Origin of the sequence: Flavobacterium sp., assembly GCF_027484205.1 — a bacterium.
GTDB lineage: Bacteria > Bacteroidota > Bacteroidia > Flavobacteriales > Flavobacteriaceae > Flavobacterium.
In genome coordinates this window covers 41276-63782 of sequence record NZ_JAIXUB010000023.1, presented here as the reverse complement: position 1 = coordinate 63782, position 22507 = coordinate 41276, and the positions used below count along the sequence as shown (strand labels likewise).

General features: G+C 30.2%; 22 protein-coding genes. 10 read left to right on the top strand and 12 right to left on the bottom strand.

Going from position 1 to position 22507, the window contains the following annotated elements; genetic code table 11:
• Window positions 1-20: 20 nt before the first annotated feature.
• The 6 genes from ettA to Q0049_RS10465 form a co-directional block, all read right to left on the bottom strand.
• A complete protein-coding gene (ettA, locus tag Q0049_RS10490) occupies window positions 21-1715 on the bottom strand; it encodes an energy-dependent translational throttle protein EttA (RefSeq protein WP_298119483.1) in 1695 nt (564 codons plus the stop codon).
• 37 nt (window positions 1716-1752) lie between these two features.
• Window positions 1753-3240: an aminotransferase class V-fold PLP-dependent enzyme gene (locus Q0049_RS10485; protein ID WP_298119481.1), complete on the bottom strand. Its 1488-nt coding sequence runs from the start codon at window positions 3238-3240 to the stop codon at window positions 1753-1755.
• A gap of 52 nt (window positions 3241-3292) precedes the next feature.
• Entirely contained in the window at window positions 3293-3937 is a 645-nt protein-coding gene (locus Q0049_RS10480; RefSeq protein ID WP_298119478.1) for a response regulator transcription factor, read from the bottom strand.
• Complete coding sequence (locus Q0049_RS10475; protein ID WP_298119477.1) at window positions 3938-4594, bottom strand: sensor histidine kinase; 657 nt, start codon at window positions 4592-4594, stop codon at window positions 3938-3940. It lies immediately after the preceding gene.
• A 95-nt stretch (window positions 4595-4689) separates the two neighbouring features.
• Window positions 4690-5340, bottom strand: coding sequence for a hypothetical protein (locus Q0049_RS10470; protein WP_298119475.1), 651 nt, complete (start codon window positions 5338-5340; stop codon window positions 4690-4692).
• Between the two features lie 11 nt (window positions 5341-5351).
• Window positions 5352-6077 (bottom strand): hypothetical protein, encoded by a 726-nt coding sequence (locus Q0049_RS10465; RefSeq protein ID WP_298119473.1) that lies wholly within the window; start codon window positions 6075-6077, stop codon window positions 5352-5354.
• A gap of 296 nt (window positions 6078-6373) precedes the next feature.
• On the opposite strand from Q0049_RS10465, the gene Q0049_RS10460 reads away from it, so the two are divergent.
• The 6 genes from Q0049_RS10460 to Q0049_RS10435 all read left to right on the top strand — a co-directional run bounded on the left by Q0049_RS10460 (window position 6374) and on the right by Q0049_RS10435 (window position 13173).
• Complete coding sequence (locus Q0049_RS10460) at window positions 6374-7306, top strand: hypothetical protein (protein WP_298119471.1); 933 nt, start codon at window positions 6374-6376, stop codon at window positions 7304-7306.
• A gap of 22 nt (window positions 7307-7328) precedes the next feature.
• Window positions 7329-9149: an OmpA family protein gene (locus Q0049_RS10455; RefSeq protein WP_298119469.1), complete on the top strand. Its 1821-nt coding sequence runs from the start codon at window positions 7329-7331 to the stop codon at window positions 9147-9149.
• A gap of 19 nt (window positions 9150-9168) precedes the next feature.
• Window positions 9169-10545: a hypothetical protein gene (locus Q0049_RS10450; protein ID WP_298119468.1), complete on the top strand. Its 1377-nt coding sequence runs from the start codon at window positions 9169-9171 to the stop codon at window positions 10543-10545.
• A gap of 188 nt (window positions 10546-10733) precedes the next feature.
• Window positions 10734-12302, top strand: a complete 1569-nt coding sequence (locus tag Q0049_RS10445) for a YdiU family protein (RefSeq protein WP_298119630.1) — start codon at window positions 10734-10736, stop codon at window positions 12300-12302.
• Between the two features lie 38 nt (window positions 12303-12340).
• Window positions 12341-12712, top strand: coding sequence for a DUF1801 domain-containing protein (locus Q0049_RS10440; protein ID WP_298119467.1), 372 nt, complete (start codon window positions 12341-12343; stop codon window positions 12710-12712).
• Between the two features lie 23 nt (window positions 12713-12735).
• Window positions 12736-13173, top strand: coding sequence for a VOC family protein (locus Q0049_RS10435; RefSeq protein WP_298119466.1), 438 nt, complete (start codon window positions 12736-12738; stop codon window positions 13171-13173).
• Between the two features lie 27 nt (window positions 13174-13200).
• Here the strand turns inward: Q0049_RS10435 and Q0049_RS10430 are convergent, their stop codons facing one another.
• From Q0049_RS10430 to glmM, 4 genes are all read right to left on the bottom strand, one after another.
• Window positions 13201-14805: a S41 family peptidase gene (locus tag Q0049_RS10430; protein WP_298119465.1), complete on the bottom strand. Its 1605-nt coding sequence runs from the start codon at window positions 14803-14805 to the stop codon at window positions 13201-13203.
• 5 nt (window positions 14806-14810) lie between these two features.
• Entirely contained in the window at window positions 14811-15485 is a 675-nt protein-coding gene (locus tag Q0049_RS10425; RefSeq protein ID WP_298119464.1) for a putative phage abortive infection protein, read from the bottom strand.
• Between the two features lie 219 nt (window positions 15486-15704).
• Complete coding sequence (locus Q0049_RS10420; RefSeq protein ID WP_298119462.1) at window positions 15705-15992, bottom strand: hypothetical protein; 288 nt, start codon at window positions 15990-15992, stop codon at window positions 15705-15707.
• Between the two features lie 211 nt (window positions 15993-16203).
• Window positions 16204-17592: a phosphoglucosamine mutase gene (gene glmM / locus Q0049_RS10415; protein ID WP_298119460.1), complete on the bottom strand. Its 1389-nt coding sequence runs from the start codon at window positions 17590-17592 to the stop codon at window positions 16204-16206.
• A 210-nt stretch (window positions 17593-17802) separates the two neighbouring features.
• Between glmM and Q0049_RS10410 the strand changes: the two genes are divergently transcribed.
• Both Q0049_RS10410 and Q0049_RS10405 read left to right on the top strand, forming a co-directional pair.
• A complete protein-coding gene (locus tag Q0049_RS10410; RefSeq protein ID WP_298119458.1) occupies window positions 17803-18390 on the top strand; it encodes an ACP phosphodiesterase in 588 nt (195 codons plus the stop codon).
• Entirely contained in the window at window positions 18387-19055 is a 669-nt protein-coding gene (locus tag Q0049_RS10405; protein WP_298119456.1) for a DNA alkylation repair protein, read from the top strand. The genes Q0049_RS10410 and Q0049_RS10405 overlap by 4 nt, the downstream gene beginning before the upstream one ends.
• 206 nt (window positions 19056-19261) lie before the next feature.
• On the opposite strand, the gene Q0049_RS10400 is transcribed toward Q0049_RS10405, so the two are convergent.
• Together Q0049_RS10400 and Q0049_RS10395 are read right to left on the bottom strand one after the other, a co-directional pair.
• Window positions 19262-19825, bottom strand: coding sequence for a hypothetical protein (locus Q0049_RS10400; protein WP_298119454.1), 564 nt, complete (start codon window positions 19823-19825; stop codon window positions 19262-19264).
• A gap of 1 nt (window position 19826) precedes the next feature.
• Window positions 19827-20753: a hypothetical protein gene (locus Q0049_RS10395; RefSeq protein WP_298119452.1), complete on the bottom strand. Its 927-nt coding sequence runs from the start codon at window positions 20751-20753 to the stop codon at window positions 19827-19829.
• A gap of 175 nt (window positions 20754-20928) precedes the next feature.
• On the opposite strand from Q0049_RS10395, the gene Q0049_RS10390 reads away from it, so the two are divergent.
• Together Q0049_RS10390 and Q0049_RS10385 are read left to right on the top strand one after the other, a co-directional pair.
• Complete coding sequence (locus tag Q0049_RS10390; protein ID WP_298119450.1) at window positions 20929-21936, top strand: SIMPL domain-containing protein; 1008 nt, start codon at window positions 20929-20931, stop codon at window positions 21934-21936.
• Window positions 21937-21942: 6 nt separating this feature from the next.
• Window positions 21943-22413: a hypothetical protein gene (locus Q0049_RS10385; RefSeq protein ID WP_298119448.1), complete on the top strand. Its 471-nt coding sequence runs from the start codon at window positions 21943-21945 to the stop codon at window positions 22411-22413.
• Window positions 22414-22507 lie beyond the last annotated feature (94 nt).

The following is a 22507-nucleotide window of genomic DNA, read 5'->3' as shown; positions in this document are numbered from 1 at the left end:
GGGATTTGATGCAAATATACTTAATTTCTTATTAACTTTTTATATTTCAATCGTTTTGGAGTTAAATCACCACCAAGACGCTTTTTCTTATTCTCTTCATATTCAGAGAAACCACCTTCAAAGTAATACACTTGAGATTCTCCTTCAAATGCTAGAATATGGGTACAAATTCTATCTAAAAACCATCTATCGTGAGAAATAACTACTGCACAACCAGCAAAATTTTCAAGACCTTCTTCTAAAGCTCGAAGTGTATTGATATCCAAATCATTTGTTGGCTCATCTAATAAAAGTACGTTCCCTTCTTCTTTTAAGGTCATGGCCAAATGCAATCTGTTTCGTTCTCCTCCAGAAAGTGCCGAAACTTTTTTATTCTGTTCGCTTCCACCAAAATTAAATCTTGATAAATAAGCACGAGAATTTACTTGTCTTCCGCCCATCATTATTAATTCTTGTCCATCGCAAAAGTTTTCCCAAATAGATTTATTTGGGTCAATATTAGAATGAGATTGGTCAACGTAGGCAATTTTTACTGTATCACCCATTGAAAAAGTTCCGCCATCAGGTGTTTCTTCACCCATAATCATTCTGAAAATTGTAGATTTTCCAGCACCATTTGGTCCAATGATTCCAACAATTCCTGCTTGTGGTAACGTAAAATTTAAATCATCGTATAATAATTTATCGCCAAATGCTTTAGCAACACCTTTAGCTTCAATAACATTGGTACCTAAACGCGGACCATTTGGAATATAAATTTCTAATTTTTCGTCTAATTCTTTTTGATCTTCATTTAACAATTTGTCATAGTTTTGAAGACGTGCCTTTTGTTTTGTTTGTCGTCCTTTTGCTCCTTGACGAACCCAATCCAACTCACGCTCAAGGGTTTTTCTACGTTTTGAAGCTGTTTTTTCTTCTTGCTCCATACGTTTCGATTTTTGATCTAACCAAGAAGAATAGTTTCCTTTCCATGGAATACCTTCACCTCTATCTAGTTCTAAAATCCATCCTGCAACGTTGTCTAAGAAATATCTATCGTGCGTTACCGCAATTACTGTTCCTGCATATTGTGCTAAATGTTGCTCTAACCAAAGTACAGATTCTGCATCCAAGTGATTCGTTGGCTCATCAAGCAACAAAACGTCTGGTTGTTGCAATAACAAACGACATAAAGCCACACGACGACGTTCTCCACCAGAAAGATGTTTGATTGGTGTATCGCCATCTGGAGTTCTTAAAGCATCCATTGCAATTTCAAGTTTGGTATCTAATTCCCAAGCTCCAGATGCATCAATTTTATCTTGCAATTCAGCTTGTCTGTCCATCAGTTTTTGCATTTTATCTGCATCTTCATAAACTTCTGGCAAACCAAACATATCGTTTATTTTATTGAATTCGTCTAAAACAGCAACCGTTTCTGCAACTCCTTCTTTTACAATTTCAATAACCGTTTTTGAATCATCTAGTTGTGGTTCTTGCTCTAAATAACCTACACTGTATCCTGGAGCAAAAACAATATCACCTTGATAATTTTTATCAACTCCTGCAATAATTTTTAATAATGAAGATTTTCCTGAACCATTTAAACCTAAAATACCAATTTTAGCTCCATAAAAGAAACTTAAATAAATATTTTTCAACACTTGTTTATCACTTCCTTGATACGATTTGCTCAATTTTTGCATTGAGAAAATCACTTTCTTATCGTCTGACATTTTTATATTATATTTTAGATATTAGATTTTTGTATTCTTAAATTTTAAACCAATTTTTAACTAGTTCTTTTTCAGAATTTAAAGCATTTTTATGATTAAATTCATTGTTTTTTCCGTTGTAAAGATAATCGTTTTCCCAAATTTTATGATTTTCGGCTAACGATTTTATGCTTTCACAAACATATTGTATTTCATCTGAAGTTGTTGTGGGATGAATTGACATTCTAATCCAACCTGGTTTTCTTATTAAATCGCCAGAGGTAATTTGGCAAACTAAATCGTTTGATGTTTCTTGATCCACATGAAGCAAATAATGTCCGTAAGTTCCTGCACAACTGCAACCTCCACGAGTTTGAATTCCGAATTTATCATTTAAAATTTTAACTCCTAGATTGTAATGTAAGTCGTCAATATAAAACGAAATTACGCCTAACCTATTTTGATGTTCGCTAGCAAGAATATTAATATTTTCGATCGTTCCTAGTTGTTCAAAAACATACTCAACAATTTCGTGCTCACGTTTTAATATATTTTGAACACCCATTTGTTCTTTTAGCTGAATAGCTAAAGCGGTTTTAATTACTTGAAGAAAACCTGGAGTTCCACCATCTTCTCTATCTTCAATATTGTCAATATATTTATGTTCGCCCCAAGGATTTGTCCATGAAACAGTTCCGCCACCAGGACAATCGGGCACATTATTTTTATATAAATTTTGATTAAAAATTAAAACTCCAGAAGTTCCTGGACCACCAAGAAATTTATGAGGTGAAAAGAAAATAGCATCTAGGTAACTTTCTTTATCTTCTGGATGCATATTGATATCAACGTAAGGTCCAGAACAGGCAAAATCGACAAAACAAACACCATTGTTTTGATGCATAATTTTAGCCACTTCATGATAAGGTGTTCTAATTCCTGTAACATTGGAACACGAAGTGATAGAAGCAATTTTGAAACTTCTGTCTTTATATTTTTCTAATAATTTTTTGAATTCGTTGATGCAAAAAAGTCCTTCATCATTGGCAGGAATAACCTCAACATCAGCAATAGTTTCTAACCATGACGTTTGATTAGAATGATGTTCCATGTGGGAAATAAAAACTATTGGTTTTAATTCCTTTGGTAGTTGGATATAATCTTTAAGATTTTCAGGTATTTTCAAACCAAGAATGCGCTGAAACTTGTTCACCACACCAGTCATACCAGTTCCTGTGTTGATTAAAACATCATTTTCATTAGCATTGACATGTTTTTTAATAATGTGTTTGGCTTCATGATAAGCCATTGTCATTGCTGTTCCTGATATGGTTGTTTCTGTATGAGTATTTGCTACAAACGGACCAAAATCGTTCATTAATTTTTCTTCAATTGGGCGATATAATCTTCCGCTTGCAGTCCAATCGGTATAGATAATTTTTTTCGTTCCGAATGGTGATTCAAATTCTTGGTCAATTCCGATAATATTATCGCGAAATTGCTTGAAGTAAATTTCTAATTCTGTTTTGGTTTCCGTTGTAATCATTTCCTCACTTTGATTTTGACTTCAAAGATAAGGAAAAATTGATTTTCAAAATCTAATTATCTAAACCATTTTTTAAAGCATAAACAGCTAAACCAACTCGTGTTTTGAGTTCTAATTTTTCAAATAAATTATCACGATAACTTTCAACTGTTCTTGGACTACAGCACATTTTATCGGCTATTTCTTTGTAAGTCATTTCGGTTACAGAAAACTTTAGAAATTCTTTTTCACGTTCTGTTAAATTTATTTTTGCTGTTTTCATGTCGTTTTCTTCTCCTATTGTTGCAAATACTTTTGATGCTGCCCACTCTGGATAATAATGTCCGTTTGTGATTAATGCATTCAAAGCTTTTTCTAAATCCATTGGATGTGTATTTTTTAGCAAATATCCTTTGGCTCCATTTTTCACCATCTGAATTACAGAATGATCATCATCTTGCATGCTTAACGCCATGACTTTTATAGAAGGATAGTTTTCCTTTAGCCATTTTGCAGTTTCAAATCCATCCATAATTGGCATGCTAATATCAAGTAAAATAATATCTGGTATTTTGCTGTTTAATTTGAATTTGGTCATCAAATCAGCACCATTTTCACATTCATAAATCACTTCAAAATTATTGAAATTGGCAATAATTCCTTTTAAAGCTTTGGCAATCAAAATATGATCATCAACAATAACTATTGACTTTTTCATTTATAAAGGTATTGAAATGGTTAATTGAGTTCCGCTAGAAGTCGAACTTTGAATGGAAGCTTTTCCTCCAATAATTTCTGTTCTTTTTTTCATGTTTAACAATCCTATTCCATTGCTTTTTTTATCAACATCAAATCCTTTTCCATCATCAGCAAGAATAAAACTTAAATGGTCATTGTTCCTCATCAAAATAATATTAATGTTTTTACATTTAGAATGTTTGATACTATTTTGCATAAATTCTTGACAAATTCGCAGTAAGACACTTTTTATTTGATAATTATAATTGGCTGCATCTTCATTGTTTTTGAAAGTGACCTTGCATTTTTTTAATTCATTTACTTTTTCACATTCGCTTTGAATCAATTCAACTAACGATAAAGAATCAATAGAATCATCAGTAAGCGATTTAGACAAAGCTCGCAACTCTGAAAGCGATTGATTGATAATTGCACTAATGTTTTCGATACTTTCCGTTATTTGAGGAGCTTTATTTTCATAAGCCAATTGTTGTGTATATAAACTTGCAAGAGTTAATTTTTGTCCAATATTATCATGAATTTCTCTACCAATGTGCTGCATCGTTTGATTTTGAATTTCTATCTGTGTAGATAAAAGTTCTTTTTGATGTTCTTCGTGTTGGTTATTTAAAAGCATAGTGTGTTCTTTCTTTTTAAGACGGTATTGAAGCACAAAGGCAATAATTGCGATGAAAAATGCAATAAAAAAAATAATGAATAGTACTATTGTTATTATGATTTGACTTTTCCCCATATAAATGATGCTGCAAATAATAAATACATTACACAATTGGACAACATAAAATATTTATAGTAACTATTCCAAATTTCAGGAAATTCAATAATGTTTCTATATAATCCAAAAAAAGGCATATTTCCAACATAAAATAAAATTACACCTATATTTATGTAAAACATTTTATCTTCTTTAAATTTTAAAATTGAATCACTTTTAATTTGTTTCATGAATTCTAATACAACTAAAATAAGAAGCAATAATGTTCCAAAAGTCTTACTTAAAGAATAAAATGTAAAACTTTTTAAGTTTGTTAAATTAAACTCTAAAACCATTGAAAATAAATAGGTTAATGTGAAAATATAAAATAATTTTTTGATTTTAAGAGATTTAAATGCAAACAACCAATATAAAAAAATGAATTCTAATGGGATTTGAATCAAAGAAGAAACTTTTTCAACATTAATTTTATATACTTCAGATAAAAAAGCTGTTACAATTTCATAAATAAATATATATGATATATAATAGACAAACCATTTCCAATAAGATTGTTTTACTGAATTAAATTTTAAAACACCAAAAAACAATGCAATAAACTCGCAAATATGTAATAAATCTAATAAAAATGGTGGTCTACTATACATAACTATACTAATTAAAATCCTGCACCAACAACTAAATCTGGTGGAGTCAACACTCCATGATTTCTAACATTCACAGTTGTTGAACCACTTGAAGTTACTTCAACAGCTCCAGCGCCAAGAGTTAGCATTTGATAACTATTACTGTTACTATATCTACCTTTAGGAGTCATGTTTACAAAACCATTATATGAGTTTACATCTAATGGATTGAAATCATATACATTGCCATCACGCTCTGAAATTGTTGGTACCATAACTAGAGTATGTTTTCCTTCATAAGCAGGATTAAAACTGAATGTCGTATCGGTTTGATATTGTGAAAAATCCTTCATTTTATCATTTTTAGGATATGCAGCATAGTAAATTCTAACGCCTAGTTTTCTGCCATTCAATGCTGAAAGATTTTCATTAGCACTATGTTCGATATGATAAAGAAACTTTTTTAATGTTTCTAGTTCAAACCAAATAGCACGAGCATCATTTGGAACAGGATTAGTAGTTGCAGTTTGAATATTATTTAGTTGTGCACCACTATAAGTTCCTACCATACTACTTACTAAATCTGAAGTTAATGTTGGTGGTGGAACTGTAGTATAATCCATGCAAATATCATTGCTTCGAGTTCCGCCTGGAACATCTACAATATCTTTGCCTTTACAATACCAACAGGTTAGAAAAGCAGTGATTAAAGCAGTTAACAAAATAAGTACTAAACATTTTAAAGTTTGTGATTTCATAATGGGTTGATTTTTAGTTAATAAATGTAAGAATTTTATCGATACAAAGTAAAAACAACACGAATAAAAAATCTACCGCTGTTTACCTATTTCTATATCCGTTAAAAGACGGTAAAAAATTCCGTTGTAACCTCAAGTCATTTCTAGTTAATAACTCATCAATTGAAAGTGAGGATGTTGGCAATTTTGTAGTGCAAATTATTATTCAAAATAAAATCAAAATTTGGGTAACAAATTATAAAACCAATTGATATACATCAGAATTTAAAATTAGAAACAACTTAAAAACAAAAATTATGAAACAATTAAAAAAAATCGGATTACTACTTTTAGTGACACTGTCATTTATAAGTTGCAACAATGACGATGGAAGTCCTGGAAAACAAGTTCCATCATCAGAAACTTTCAAAAATTTATTTGAAGCTAAATTAATAAGTATGAAACAAGCAGCAATCTTTGATGCAAGTTCTACTTATACGTTTACTTCTGCAAAAGGTGTTAAACTTACCATTAATGGTGGATGTTTGCGCAAAGCTGGTGTTCCTGTTACAGGAGAAGTAAAATTAGAATTCATCGAAATATTTGATCGTGGTGATATGCTTACATCAAATAAAGCTACGATGGGGAAAACTGCTGCTGGAGAAGATAGATTATTAGTTTCTGGAGGTGAATTCTTTATTGAGGCAACACAAAATGGAGTTGTTCTAACCTCTGATTGCTTCATGCAACTTGAAGTTCCAACAGCTTTATCAGGTGGAACTGATCCTGCAATGCTACCATTTGCTGGAACTCCAAATGAAGATGGCGACATCGCATGGGAACAAGTAACAGGTGTAGATTTTTCTATTCAAACAAATCCAACAAATGGAGATCCAAGTTATTTTGCTTTCTTCCAAGATTTTGGTTGGTTCAATTGTGATAGATTTTATGATTATTCAGGACCAAAAACTACAATCACTTCATTAGTTCCAGCGGGATATTCAGGTCCAAATAGTTTTGTGTTTCTCGCTTCAAAAGATTTTCCAAACTCATTAGGCAAATCTTATGGTGAATTTCCTGTAGGAATGGAATGCTATTTAATTTTTGTAACAGAAAAAGATGGAAAATTTAGATATGCGATAAAACCATCTACTCCACTCACAGAAAATCATCAAGTAACGTTCACTTTAGCAGAAACTATTGTTGGAACTCAAGAAAGCTTAACGGCCGCACTTAACGCTTTACCATAAACCTTTATTAATATTTATTATTATGAAACAATTTAAAATTCTTTTATTTATACTTTTCGCAAGTATAATATATAAAACAAATGCGCAAGTTACAACACCTGTAGCTTCTACAGTAAACAATTCAGGATTTCAATTTTCACTTCGTGGTGGCTATGATTTGATTCCGATGTATGACAACAACACACCTTATATTGATTATAAAGGTGGATTAGAACTTGGTGCTTCGGCTGATTATTATTGGAATTGGTTTGGATTAGGAGCAGATTTTGATTACATAAAAAATAGTCCTAAAAATACGTATCCAACTACAAATTTGTTTTTTGGTGGCGCACCAATTTCGGGTTTAAACTTTTCGAAAGATAATATTACTAGAACTTTCTATGGTATTGGACCAAGTTTTAAATACCAAAGAAGCAATAGATTTTCTACTGAATTAAAATTTAGAGCAGGTTTAGGAAATATTAAAGGAGGAAAACTTCAACTTGATGGAACAACTTCTACTCTATTGCCTATTCTTCTGAATTATCACGCTGGTTATGACGCAAAAAATGTACTTTCAGGAAAAGCGTCGTTACAATTCAACTATTTCTTTAATACTACTTTTGGAATCCATGCTGGAGCTTATTATTTAAGACATTTTGGTGTTGACGAACTTGTTGATACTTCAACAGGATATTCTTCTGCTTATGCACCTTTTACAACTACTTCAACTCTTAATGAAACTCCTAAAAATAATATTACAACGCTAACTCCAGCGAATCGTGAGTCATGCAATTGTGATATTTCTTCAATTGGAGTTTATGCCGGAATTACTATTAAATTAAGTCCTGGTGTTAAAGAGAAAAAAATATGTTCAGAATGTATTCAATGTACCGTTTGTGGAAAAACTCATATGCCACCAATGTGTGCTTGCCAAACTTGTGGTTGTAAAGTAAGTATAACTGCTAGAGATAAATATACTAAAGAAATCTTACCTGATACTGATATTGTTTTAGTAAATAGCTCTGGGCAAACAACTAATACAGGAAAAACAAATGGCTTTGGTGTAGTTGTTTTTGACAATGTAAAAGCAGATAACTACACAATTAAAGGTGTTTTAAATAGTGTAAATCTTATTGATGGAACATTAACTATTCAGGAATTATCTAATTGTCAAGCAAATGGTGGTGTCATTTCAAAAGAGATTTTATATGGTGATAGAAACTTCATTATCAAAGGTCGCGCTTTTGAATGTAACTCTACAACTCCAATTGCAGGAATCAATGTGACTTTAGAAAATAAAGATTTAGCTGTAAAAAAATCAACAATGACTGATTCACAAGGAAACTTCTTACTTCAATTACCTGAAACAGGAACTTATGAATTGTATGGTAGAAAAGAAAACTATTTTTCTCAAATCGAAAGAGTTACTGGTGGTGATTATAACAGAGATAAAAATCTATTCGTAAAACTTGAAATGTGTGCCGAGAAAGTAGATTGTGGAAAAGGATTAAACCTGAAAAATATTTTATTTGATTTAGATAAATATGTTATTAAGGAAGTTGCAAAACCTGAGCTAAATAGATTAGTTCGTTTTATGCTAGATAATCCAACTGTAAAAGTTGAAGTTGGTTCACACACTGATTGTCGCGACACTCATAAATACAATGCTACACTATCGCAAAATCGTGCAAATGCTTCAGTTGATTATGTTGTTTCTCAAGGAATAGACAGAAGTAGAATATCTGGTGTTGGATATGGTGAAACCCGATTATTAAACAGATGTGCTGATGGCGTAAACTGTAGCGAAGCAGAACATTCTATTAATAGAAGAACTGAGATGAAAGTAATTTGTCCTAACTAATTTCTAAAAACAGATAAAAATGAAAAAATCAATTATAAAAATTAGCGGCATTGCCATGTTGCTATTATCAACATCATGCAGCAAAGAATCATGCAGTTATGTAACTGAATGTACACCCAATGAACCCGAAGGTTTTATGGTAAATACAATGAATATGGATAATATTAGTAATACAGCAGCAATTTATAAAACTACATTTACTAGTAATGCACCAATTGGTTCCGATTGGAATGATTTATCTTTAGGTACAAATAAAGTTGTAGAAGTAATTCCAACTAGATGGAATAAATCGGACATCGGACAAGTTTTCGGAATTGCAATCGATGACAACAACGGAATTTATCTTTCAGCATCAAAGCTGTATAATATTGATTATCCTGTAGTTCCTTTTACAAGTTCTAGCTTTGGTACAGCAGGTTCAGCAGGAATTTATAAAACCGATGTTGTTAGTTTATCAACTATTGACTTTGTAACTACAGAAAATTTTTTAAATACAAACACTGTTGGCAGAGCAAAGATTCCAAACGCCGATACTGGATTAGGCAACATTGCATTTGATAAAAAAAACAATCAACTATTTGCTACAAATCTCGAAGATGGAAGAATATACAGAATTGATGGAACAACAGGTATTGTAAAGAGTATTTATGATCCATTTGTTCAAGAACTTACTCCAAGTGCAGGAATGGTTGCTGCTGGTGAACAATTATGGGGAATTGGTATTTTAGAAAAAAACAATAAAACCTATGTGTTTTTTGCCAGAACTTTAACCGAATCAATTCCAACATTCTCAAATTCATTCAACGGAATTACTGGTACAAAAAGCATTTATTCTATTGAGTTAGATTCTAGTGGTGAATTTTTAGCAAACGAAATTGGTTCAACCAAACTTTTTGTTGATTCTTCTTCACAACCAAAACTTGAAATAGCAAATGTTCCTGGTACACAAGCCAAAATAACTGATATAGCATTTTCTTGCTCAGGTAGAATGTTACTTGCCGAACGTGGTGCTCCACACGATTCTAAGGTTTTAGAATATATAAATTCAGGAAGTTCGTGGATTGTTGGCAGCATGTTTTATACCGGTGATTATCTTACTGGAGATAACTCTGCTGGCGGAGTTGACTATGGTGATAGAGAAAATTTAGGTTCGTTTGTTAAAGATGATGTTGTTTGGGCAACAGCAAACGCTATGAACTATGCAAATAATACAGGTGTACTCTTATATGGTGTTCAAGGAATGAGCTCTTCTGGTAATAGCCCAATAACTTCTGCAAATACTTTAACAGATTTGTTTATAGATTACGACCATGTTTATAACAATAGTGGGACAATAAAAGGTGGACATGGCGATGTGGAAATTTTTGATTCCAGTTGTCCATGTAACAAAAGATAAATTTTGTTTGGTTAGGTTGAAAAGAGTTAGGTAACAATAAAAACCTAACTCTTTTATTATTTCTTACTTTATAAAAGTTCCATTCAATTGATTGGGACTTTTTTGTAGATTTCATTTTACAAAAAACTATCATTTTTTTAACTGTAATTACCAATTTTATTGCTTAGATTTGAATAAATACATTTACAATAATGCAATTTAAATTAAATAATAGATTTTCCTCTGAATTAAAAGCAGACACTAACGAAACAAATACTACTCGTCAAGTGTTAAATGCGGCGTTTTCTTATGTAAATCCGAGAATACCTTCAAATCCAAAATTAATTCACTATTCTAAAGAAGTTGCTGATTTATTGAACATTACACCAGATGAAGCAAATTCAAAAGATTTTTTAGAACTATTTTCTGGTAAATCTGTTTTACCAAATTCTAGACCTTACGCAATGAATTACGCTGGACATCAATTTGGAAATTGGGCTGGTCAACTCGGCGATGGAAGAGCAATTGTTTTAGCAGAAATTAAAAATAATAATCAAACCTTTATGCTCCAGTTAAAAGGAGCTGGAGCAACACCATATTCTCGAAGAGCTGATGGTTTAGCGGTATTGCGCTCTTCTATTCGTGAACATCTTTGTAGTGAAGCTATGCATCATTTAGGTGTTCCAACAACTCGTTCGCTTTCATTAATTTCAACAGGTGACGAAGTTCTTAGAGATGTAATGTATGATGGAAATGCCGATTATGAAAAAGGCGCAGTTATTTGCAGAGTTGCTCCTACTTTCATTCGATTTGGAAATTTTGAACTTTTTTCAGCACAAAATGATATTGAAAATTTAAAAGCACTAGCTGATTTTACAATCAAATATTTTTACTCTGAAATTCAATCAGAAGGAAAAGAAAAGTACGTTCATTTTTTCAAATTAATTGCGGAAAGAACACGTAAAATGATTATTCATTGGCAACGTGTTGGTTTTGTTCATGGTGTCATGAATACAGATAACATGTCTATTTTAGGATTGACTATTGATTTTGGTCCTTATGGTTGGTTAGAAGATTACGATCCAAATTGGACTCCAAATACAACAGACAGAGAATACCGTCGTTATCGTTTTGGAAATCAACCTGATGTAGCACAATGGAATTTGTTTCAACTTGCCAATGCCTTGTATCCTTTAATTGAAGAATCATCAGAATTGGAAAAAATTTTAAATGATTTCAAAACTTTTTATGACGTTGATTATGTAGATATGATGAAGTCTAAACTTGGTCTAGAAAAATTTCATAAAAATGATGAGAAACTCATTTCTGAATTGGAAAATGTATTACAATTATCCGAAACTGATATGACCATATTCTTCAGAGAATTGAGTACTGTTAAAAAAGAAGATTCTGCAGGTTGTGGAATTTCAATTATTAATAATGCTTTCTACAATCCTAAAGAAATTACTAAATCTATTCTTAAAAGTTGGGAAAAATGGTTTACAAAATATATTGAGCGAATCAATTTAGAAGACCATTCTGATGACGTTCGTAAAGAAAAAATGGATAAAGTTAACCCAAAGTATGTTTTAAGAAACTACATGGCACAACTAGCAATAGATGCTGCAAATAATGAAGATTATTCTTTAGTTGAAGAATTACATCAAGTTTTGAAAAAACCTTATGATGAGCAACTTGAATTCGAAAAATGGTTTACAAAGCGACCAGATTGGGCAAGGGAAAAAATAGGTTGTTCGATGCTTTCTTGTAGTTCTTAATTATTTTTTATAGTTTAGTTTCATCAAATACTTGTTAAATGAATACTGATTTTAAAACAATTGACGATTATATCAAGTTACAATCTGAAAAAAATGTATTGATTCTTGAAAAAATTCGTCAATTAATTAGAACCATTGCTCCTAATGCTGAAGAGAAAATTAGTTATGGCATTCCAACATTCAAACTTCATGGAAATTTAGTACATTTTGCAGCTTATAAAAATCATATTGGTTTTTATCCTGGAGCAAGTGGTGTGGAACATTTCAAATCAGAATTATCAAAATACAACACCTCAAAAGGAACTATTCAATTTCAACTTGATGAAGAAATTCCCTATGATTTAATAAAGAAAATAACCGAATTTAGAATTAAAGAAAATATAGAAAAATCTAATAATAAGAAAAAATAACACATTAAATAGTACTCTAAAAAATGGCAACAGTAAATCCTTATTTAATTTTTAATGGAAATTGTGAAGAAGCATTTCTATTTTACAAATCAGTTTTTGGCGGAGAATTTCCTTATATGGGAAGATTTGGCGAAATGCCTTCTGACAATCCAAACGCACCAAAACCAAGTGAAGAAGAAGCAAATAGAATCATGCATGTTTCGTTACCAATAAGTTCAGAAACCGTATTAATGGGAAGCGATAGCACAAGTCAAAGTGGTGATGTTGTAATTGGTACTAACATTTCGATATCCATTAATACAGAAAGTACTGGAGAAGCTGACAGATTATTTGATGGTCTTTCTGCTAGCGGAACAGTTATAATGCCAATGACAAAAACATTTTGGGGTGCTTATTTTGGGATGTTCACCGATAAATTTGGTATTGGTTGGATGATAAATTTTGATGAAAAACCTCAATAAATTTAATTTTAAAAACGCTGATTAATTTCAGCGTTTTTTCTTTATATCATCCAAAATCCAATCTAATTGAGGATCTTTGTTTTTGACTTTATCACTTACCGTTAATGGAATTTCAACATCAGGAAAAACTCCTCTTCCGTCAACTTCCGTTTGATTGATAGTTTTTATATCCATTAATCCCAATCGCAATGGAATTTTAGAATTTGGTAAATCAACTACAGGCATAATTCCAGCAACTGTTCCGTTAAAAGCTCCGCCTGTTTCCTCTCCAACAAATGTTACATTAGGATTTGCTTTCAACGAAGCCGATAAAATACACGATGCTGAAAAACTTCCTCCATTAATCAAAACATAAATTTTTCCATCAAAATAATTTTCTGCATTAGGTCGTTTTTTCGAACCTATTAATTTGTATTGATACGTTCCATCATTATTTTTGGTAGTTCTAAAATATGAAAATCCCATATAAAAAGGATAAAAAGCCGCCGCAAATGGATAAGACAATTTTGGTATGTTTCTAAATAAACCTAACTTCCACAAACTGGTTTTAGAAGTAACAATGGCAGGTTGCAAAATGACAAACTCTTTATTTGTTAAATGCGAATATAAATCAACAGCATCAGCAACTTTTCCGCCTGGATTGTCACGTATATCAATAATTAAATTTTTGATATTTTTCTTTTTAATCGAATCAAAAATAGCTTCATAAGCTTTTTTATGAATTCCATCCGAAAAATTTTTAACTCTTAAAATTGCAACAGAACTATCAGATTGAAAAAACTTTAAACTTTTAGCATACTCGTTTAACAGTTTATTGTAACCATAAATTTTATTGAACTTATTCTCTTCTTTTAATTTTTTCTTGTCTACTGGTTTTTTAACTGCAGTTTTAACTGAATCAACTGATTTTACTTTAGTTTTAACCTTTACTCCTACTTTGTTATCTTTTTTAAATCTTGAAATAACTTGCTCAAAAACAGAATCTTTTTCTTTAAAAACAAATTTCAAACTATCATTAATTCCAATTTCATTAGTCATAAAAATAGTGTATCGTTTAGAAAATGATTTTCTAAGATACGTCGTATTAAAACCATCAGATACAAGACTTTTTTTGTATTTATTATAAATTGCTTGAGGTTGAATACCATTCACAGAAATAACTTCACTACCAAGTTTGATTTTTTTGTTAGCCGATTTATTTTGAGTGATAAATAATTTGTCGTTTTCCCATTCATAAAAAAACTGCGACATTGGTCCATCACCTGCTTTTTTCATGCGTTTGTTTTCTTTCTTAGTAACTTTTGGTAATACTGGCGTCATTGTCATGTGTCCTTGACGAACAGACGAAATTACAGGACTAATCACAAAATAAAACTCCTTGCTCGTCATAGGTTTGTTGACTACATTTCTAATACTATCAAATTTATAATCAAGCTTTTCTTTAGAAATATATCCATGCAAATTAGGATACAATCGATTCAGTTTTCGTTGTGTATAATCAATATCTTTTTGAAGTTTTTCAACAGGAATAGGTTGTGATAATTCAGAGTTATAACGTTCCACCGATTTACAGTTGGAGAAAAATACAACAATAATAAAAAATAAAAGTAGTTTTTGAATCTTGACAGGCATAAAAATTATTTTGATATTATTTGATTTATGGATTCTTGTTGAAAAAAATCTAATATTCTTTTAGTTGCTATTGCAGTTTCATCCCATTCAAAATAATTCTTTTCAATATTTTCTCTATCATTTTTTTCACTCCAAGCTTTCCATTCTTCCTCCCATTTGTAATTAAAAAAAGAATTTAATTTAGAATCAATCTTGGGAGAAAAACCAAAATTTAACAAATTAAATGGCATATTGTGTATTAAAGAAAACTCTTGAATAAATCCTAATCTAAACCAATTGATTCCTATTGAACTACATGAATTATAATAGAGTAAAACTTGTTCGTAATTTGATAATTGATTTTTTAATACACTGCTAAAAAATGAATCTTCAAGTTCAGCATTTCTCCTAAGCATTTTTGCAATTCCAAATAAATGTCTAAAGTAATGACCTAACCTATTCTGATGACCACAAAATGGCTCATAAAAAAAATCTATTTTATCAATTCTATCATTTATAGTAATACCAAAACAATACATTTTTTTATCCTCTAATTTATTTTCTCTAACATTTTCTTTTAAATATTCAACTAATGAATAAATCTCTTGCTCTCTTAAAACTAAATCTTCATTATGAATAAAAGCAGCTTGAAATATATTAGAGTTAATGGAATCATCCTTAATTCCAAAAAAGAAAAGCAAATAAGAAATATTTTGAATTTCCCATTCTTTATTAATCCAATTCGGATTATATTTTTCAATAACATTTTTATCTTTATAAAATTCATTAACGAAAAAGTAACTAATTTTAATTTCATTAAAAAATTCAATAAAAACTCTTCTTCCTTCAAACTTTCCGGAATTAGTTTTTTCTTTCTTAATTTCTTTTAAATTATCTCTATGAAATTTTATAGCCTCATATTACCTATTAATAACATTCTGTATCTGTTGATTTCTAAAAGCTATATAAGTTAAATATCCTGCTAATAAAGCAAATAATGGTGATAAAATACCTGTAAATGTAGCTCCTATTTTTTGAGTAACTGCATCAAAAAACAAAGAATTATTTACTAAGTCAAATCTAAAAGGGGAAATATTAAATTCATAGTGAGTAATTAGATAAAATAAAAAAAGACATAGATTAATATAAACAACAATCTTATATTCAAGTTTACTATCTCCTTTTTTCAAAGTACTTGAATTAGGCATACTAACTATTCTTTTTATAATAACTTTAAAAATAATTACATTAAATAAAATGTAAAAAAAAATTAAAACTACTTGAATCCACCAGTTAGTATTAAAAAAAATAAGACTTGATGTTATAAAAAATGCTAAAATACTAAAGTGAAAAAAAAAGTATTTTAATTTATGTGAATTAAGAAAAAACTTGTCCCAAAAATTTATATCATTTCTCATACTAAATTCCCGCAACTGCTTTAATCTCATCAATAATTCTAAACGCTAATGTATCGGCTTCAGCTTGCGTTGGAGCTTCAGTATAAATTCTGATTATTGGTTCAGTATTCGATTTTCTTAAATGAACCCATTCTGTTGCAAAATCAATTTTTACTCCATCAATAGTAGTAATATCCTCTGATTTATACTTTTCGGTCATTGCAACTAAAATAGCATCAACATCAATTTGAGGTGTCAATTCTATTTTATTTTTACTCATGTAATATTGTGGATAACTTGCTCGTAATTCGGCAACCGTTTTTTCTTGATTTGCTAAATAAGTTAAAAACAATGCAACTCCTACTAAACTATCTCTTCCGTAATGCAATTCTGGATAAATAATTCCGCCATTTCCTTCTCCACCAATAATGGCATTGGTTTTTTTCATCAATTCTACTACATTTACTTCTCCAACAGCACTTGCTTGATAACTTCCGTTGTGTATGTTAGTAATATCTCTTAAAGCACGAGACGAACTCATGTTAGAAACTGTATTTCCTGGAGTTTTGCTCAAAACGTAATCGGCAATAGCTACCAAAGTATATTCTTCACCAAACATTTCTCCATCGTTCGATATAAACGCTAATCTGTCAACATCTGGATCGACTACAATTCCGAAATCAGCTTTTTCTTCTACAACTAATTTACAAATGTCACCCAAATGCTCTTTCAATGGTTCTGGATTGTGCGGAAAATGACCATTTGGTTCGCAGTATAATTTAACCACTTCAACACCCATTTGCTCTAACAAATTCGGAATTATAATTCCACCAGTAGAATTTACAGCATCTACAACTACTTTATATTTTTTGGTTTTAACCAAATCAGCATCAACTAAAGGTAATTCTAGAACTTCATCAATGTGAATATCCATATAAGAATCATTAGTCGTAATTTCTCCCAACGAATCTACATCAACAAAATCAAAGGCTTCTGTTTCAGCAATTTCTAAAATCTTTGCACCATCATCACCATTCAAAAATTCACCTTTTGCATTCAATAATTTAAGAGCATTCCATTGTTTTGGATTATGAGAAGCTGTCAAGATAATTCCACCATCAGCTTTTTCCAATGGAACAGCTACTTCAACAGTTGGCGTTGTAGAAAGTCCCAAATCAATAACATTTATTCCTAATCCTATTAATGTATTTTGAACCAAATTATGAATCATTGAACCCGAAATTCTTGCATCACGGCCAATTACAACAGTTAATTTATCTTTTGAGCTATTATTTTTTAGAAAAGTTCCATAAGCCGAAGCAAATTTTACTGCGTCAACTGGTGTTAGATTATCACCAACTTTTCCGCCAATAGTTCCACGAATTCCTGATATTGATTTTATTAATGTCATTTTTTTTGTTTAAGAGTTTATGAGTTTAAATGTTTAAGAGTTAACTCATCTAAAATACAAATATAAAAAGTTATGATTTGGATTTCAATAAAACATTGAAAGATTTAATATATTTACAAAACCATATACAAATACTAAGAAAAGTTTTGTTAGTAAGATGGATTCAAAACCATTTAAACTCATAAACCTTAAACTTTTAAACTTAAAAATTTGAATTTCCTGGCTCACATATATCTTTCTGGGAACAACGATTTGCTTAAAATTGGAAATTTTATGGCAGATAGCGTTCGTGGAAATTCTTACTTAGATTATCCTGATGAAATCCGAAAAGGTATTCTTTTACATCGTTACATTGACACTTTTACAGATGCGCATCCCATTTACAGAAAAAGTAAACATCGATTACACGAAAAATACGGACATTATTCTGGTGTGATTATGGACATAGTTTATGACCATTTTTTAGCTAAGAATTGGAATAATTATTCTAACGAAAAACTAGAAGATTATTCCGCAAATTTTTACAAATTACTTCAAGATAATTACGAAATTCTAACAGAAAAAACGAAAGGAATGTTACCTTATATGATTGCCAGAAATTGGTTGGTTAGCTATGCGTCATTAGCAGGTTTAGAAATGATTTTATTCCAAATGGATTACCGAACAAAACATCGCGCCAATATGCAAGAATCGATTGTTGAAGTTCAAGAATTTTATTCCGAATTTGAAGAAGAATTTACTTTGTTTTTTGAGGAATTACGAAATCATTGTGAAGAGAAATTAAAAGAATTAGAATGAATTTTATAACTAATTTTAATACCGATTTACATCAAAAAGCCAATCGTGAAATCGCCATTCCGATGGAAAATTATATGAAAAATAATTTCTCTTTTTTAGGAATTAAAACCGAAGAAAGAAGAACTATTTTTAAAGAGAATTACGAAAAGTATAAAACGGATATTAAAGCCAATTTTAGAACTATTGCTTGGGAATTATTCAACAAAAATGAACGAGAATTTCATCAATGCGCAATAGATTTATTGGTCAAAGAATTCAAAAAAAACTATGTTTTAGAAGATGTTAAATTAATTGAAAATCTAATCATTACAAACTCTTGGTGGGATTCTGTTGATGTTGTGGCAAAATATTTATTAGGTGGCTATTTGCAACAATTTCCGAATGAAACGTTTGAAGTTATTGAACGATTTTCAAATTCTGAAAACATGTGGTTGAACCGAAGTGCCATCATTTTTCAGCTGAGTTATAAAGAAAAAACCAATTTCGATTTACTAAAATCAGAATGTGAAAAACACAAAGAATCAAATGAATTTTTTATTCAAAAAGCAATTGGTTGGGCTTTGAGAGATTACAGTCGTTTTAATCCAAATGGTGTTTTAGAATATGTGAATTCAACCAATTTAAAGCCTTTAAGCCAACGTGAAGCATTGAGAAATATCAAGTAGGCAAACCATTTCAAAAATCACATATAAACTTCACTGTTTAATTTAAATTTTACCACATAGAAACATAGATTGCTTATCTTAAAAAAGAATCTTCGATTTGGATAGATTACATAGCTATGTGAAAATGAAATGCCTAAAATTTTCTTTTTATAATTCATTGTTCTATGTTTCTTTGTGGTTAAAAAACGATAAGACTAATAAAGCAACTACATTTCACCCAAAATCGTAGAAAAAACCACTTTAGTTTCTTCTCCAAACATTTTTGGAGTTTCAAAGAAAAATACTTTTTGAACAATTTTAGTTTTAGTAACTATACCAGATTTTGTTCTTGAAACAGTGTATCCTGTTTTCCAACTTTGATATTCAACAGAATCAAATCTACTTTCATCTGAAACTGAAAATAAAATAGGTTCAGAAATTAATAGCTTCTGAATAAACTGTTGTAACGTAATTTTATCTAAAGAATCTGAAGTGAAATCAATCACTGTTGTATTCGGATTTTGAAACAATAAATTGATATTTTTGACTACTTCCTTCTTAAAATCATCATTCAATTTAGCATCAGTAAGCATCTGAAAATAAGTAAATAAGTCTTCTACTTTAGTTTTAGAATTTTCTTGATAAGCATTCAAAACTTTGGCAGAAAATCTTTTATTTAAAGTCTTAGCCGTTGCCGCTTTCTTTTCAGAAACACTTTCATTCATTGAGGATTGCGCTTCAACAAAAAAGCTACATAAAAATACAACTATAAGTAAAAATTTCTTATTCATTTTATTCTTGTTTGATTCTAATGAACTGAATCTTATCATTAGCATCGTTTTTAATTTCAACAATCTTCATCTTTTTCAATGAAGCCGTTGGTACAATCAACTTTTGTGAAAACTCGCTTTTATTGAAATATTCTGCGCCCAAATCGTCTTTCAACATCACGATTACCTCCAAATTATCTGATAATATTTTATTCAATTGCTCTTTTCTAGTTTGCCAATCTTTAATATCTGATAACATAAAAGCCTTAAGCATCATGGCATAATCATCGGGTTTTAAAGATACAACTTGACTTGGACCACTATATGGTTCACCCATTACCAAATTAACTGTTTTCGGTTCGTAAAACGGACTTTGAATGACTAATTTTGATTTCTCATTACCATTATTTGAAACTTGAACTTTACCTTCTTTTATCTCTAATTCTTGTTTGACTGAATCTTTTACCTCAAAAACTTTAACTTCTTCTGCATTGACTTTTTCATTCGTATATTCATTATTGAGTTGAATTGTTTTGGGTTTTGAATCTTCATTTCTAAAAAAAAATACAATCACAATTACAACGGCAAAAATCAATATTAAAAGAGTTAACCAAAGTCTATTTTTTGATTTAATTGGTTCTTTAGATTTTACAGATTCAAATAATTTCTCCTCAAATGAATACTCATCCCAACCTGAAAAACCCACAAATTCCGATAGAATATTCAGCATATCTTTTCGTGGAATTTTGTTGTTGGTTTCGGGTTTTAAATGCATGTAAATCCATTTTTCGCTAATGGTTTGCTTACACTTTTCTTCAATTAAACCAATCAAATTTTGAATATCCTGCGAACTAAACGTCTTCCAAGTTCCTTGAAAAAAAGGATGATGCTCTTGATATTTCAAAAGCACTTTTTGTTTCAATTCCTGAAATTTTTCAAGTTCTGTCATTCTAATAATTCGATTCAAAAGTAAATCTACAATTTGATATTTCTACTGAAAATCAACTGTAAAAGGACTGTAAATGTAAGTAAAAAACTTTACAGTTAGTTGAAAGTCGTTTTACCAAACCCACTTTGAAAAACGAGAGTAACATTGCATCATTAATTTTAAAAACTTATAAAAAATGAAGACAAATTTAATTACAACAATCGCTCTTACAATCGCATTCAATTTTGCTAATGCACAAGACATGGGAAATGCACAATACGAAAAAAAAGGAAATGCTGATTACGGTAATGGTGCTTACGGTAATGGTAGTTACACTATTAACAGAGTAAACACGATTCAAACCACGTCAAGTAGTCAAGACGAAATGGTTTTGACTATTAAAGGAATTTATAACGAACGTGCAACTGCTCAAATTGCCACGTTTGCGGTGCTTCAATTAGGAAAAACCGCAGAGGAAGCTACTAACTTAATTGACGAACGAATTGGTAACGTAATGAAAGAATTAGCATTATTCAATAAAGAAATTGTGGTTGAAACCGATATGATTTCGTTTGTACCTACTTACGATTATGCAGTTGAAAAAAAGATATTTAACCCAAAAACATACAACGAAAAACCATCTGGATTTGAATTGAAAAAGAATATTTTAATAAAGTTTAGAAACAATAATGACTTTGATAAAATTCTATCAATTTGTGGTAAAAACGAAATTTATGATATCGCAAAAGTCGATTATGTAACTACTAATTTTGATATGGTAAGAAGTCAAATGCAAAAGAAAGCTTTAGAAGTTTTTAGAGACCAAATGGCAAATTATTCTTTAATTATGAATACCGATTTAAACAAAAAAGAGAAAATCCTTCAAGAAGGTTTTAATGTTACTTATCCAATGGAAAGTTATAGAAGTTATCAAGCGTATTCTCAAGCTGATGCCAATTTTGACCCAAAAGGAGAAGTTCATAATATCAAGAAAAATACCACTCAATATTATAACCAAGCCTTAGTGAAAGACCACAATTTTGTGATGAATCCTGATATTACAGAACCAACGATTCAAGCTTTTTATGACATTACAATTCGTATCAAACTGAAAGAAGATCAATTGCCAAAAAATACTATCATTAGAAACAATCGTTATTATATCATCACGGCAACTGGAGATGTTAAACCTTTAAATTTGTAAATTAAGATGAAAAAAATTGCTCTATTTGTTATTTTACTAATTTCAAATTTCATTAATGCACAACATTGTCCTTATGATGGCTCTTCAATAATAGTTGTAAAAGTTCATACGAGAGAAAATATAAATACTATTCCAAATTTGAAAATCACTTTGGTTAAGAAAAAGAAAGATAAAATTATAAACAATAAAGTTTACATTTTAACTCAAAATAATAGATTCCCATTTTTATCTGACGAATATAGTGTAATAATTCCAAGTAGACTTGACATTGAAAATTACTATTTAAAAATTGAAAGTTTTTGCGAATATGGAAACAATGACTGGACTTTTTATGGAACTAAAGAAATTAAACTTACTGAAATTGATATATTCCCATTGTGTGGAAATTATAACTCGAATGATTATTATGATTCCTCATTTGGTGAAAGAGTTTATAAACCAATTGAGGTAATTCTTAACAAAAGAAGTTGTGAATAAATAAATTCAAAATCCGATGAAATAAATATCCTTCATCGGATTTTTTTATGTAAATTTTAAAACACTACTTTTGCCTTTTGCAGTGAATAAATAA